The sequence below is a fragment of the Clostridioides sp. ZZV15-6597 genome, assembly GCF_020657815.1.
Classification (GTDB): Bacteria; Bacillota; Clostridia; order Peptostreptococcales; family Peptostreptococcaceae; genus Clostridioides.
This window is the reverse complement of sequence record NZ_JAGWCT010000224.1, coordinates 1-1,166: the sequence shown is the minus strand read 5'-3', so window position 1 is coordinate 1,166 and position 1,166 is coordinate 1. Positions and strand designations below refer to the sequence as shown.

The window sequence follows — 1,166 nt, the reverse complement described above, 5'->3', positions numbered from 1 at the left end:
CTTCTTATATTATTATTTACATTTTAATTATGTTAAATATATCTTATATATTCTATTTAATATCCTTAAATAGAGATATAAACAATAAAAAAAGAGACTTTTAGTCTCTTTTTTTATTGTTTATATCTCTATTTTATTGGTTTTCCATTACCATCAACACCAAGTATTTTTTGTATACCAAGAGCAACCAACTCTGAACGATTAAGACTATCAGATTTTTTAGGGTGGCTCTTTTTATTCTCTACTAAATGCCCATAACGTTCTTTAAATTCAGGTTTAATTTTCCAAACTCTTGTTACAGGGTCTTGCTCATCAATTAATATCTCAGATGCATCTTTTACATAAATCCAAGGTGTAGGCAGACCTTTCTTATCTTCACTTTTCTTATATGACCTAGTATTGAAAGTTATTCTAGCTCCTTTAGAGTCACCTTTAAAATTACAATATCCACAAAAATCATCTCGTATAAGCACTAATGCTGCTTCATATGTAGTCATTTCAAATTCCTGACCAGCTTCAATTACTTCATAGTTAACATCTTTTTCTATATCTAGATGTTCTTTTTCAACATCAAGTCCTGTTCTTATTCGAGGTATTTCAATTGTTCTATCTGTCTTGAAGAATGCTCCTACTCGCTTTGGAGAAAGCTCTTGTGAAACATTCTTTTCTCCAGCTGGAGATATGCTTTGCTTTCGTCTAGGTTTTGGATTACTTCCTTGAGCTAAAAAATTTATAAAAGTTAAAGTAGATGAATATCTTCCTAGTTTTTCTTTTTCATCCTTAGACTTAGTTGAAAGATTATTTTCTCCATACTCAACTAAATCTATTGAAGTATCATTATTATTTTCATTAGGTTCTTTTTGAAATTCTAATGCCATATCTATTTCCTCCCTGTTTTTAAAATATATTTAATAGTATGAATATATTATCTGTCATTTTATCTATTATTATTTAATAATACTATTAAATAATATAAATTTTAATTTCTATATTTTATATTTGTTTACATATATATTTTAAACTTAGAAAAGATAATAGTCAATTAAAAATAAAATATATAATTATATATATTATCTAATAATCCAATATATATATTCAATTATATATGATTATTCAACGATTTTTGTTACTTCATTTAGAAAAGGTATTTTTATACCATTATCATT

The 1,166-nt window shown here is 25.5% G+C and carries 1 protein-coding gene; it reads right to left on the bottom strand.

The features are described from left to right. Positions 1 to 128: 128 nt before the first annotated feature. Positions 129 to 878 carry a hypothetical protein gene (locus tag KGF52_RS20975; protein ID WP_227841516.1) on the bottom strand — a complete coding sequence of 250 codons (750 nt, stop codon included), beginning with the start codon at positions 876 to 878 and terminating at the stop codon, positions 129 to 131. Positions 879 to 1,166 lie beyond the last annotated feature (288 nt).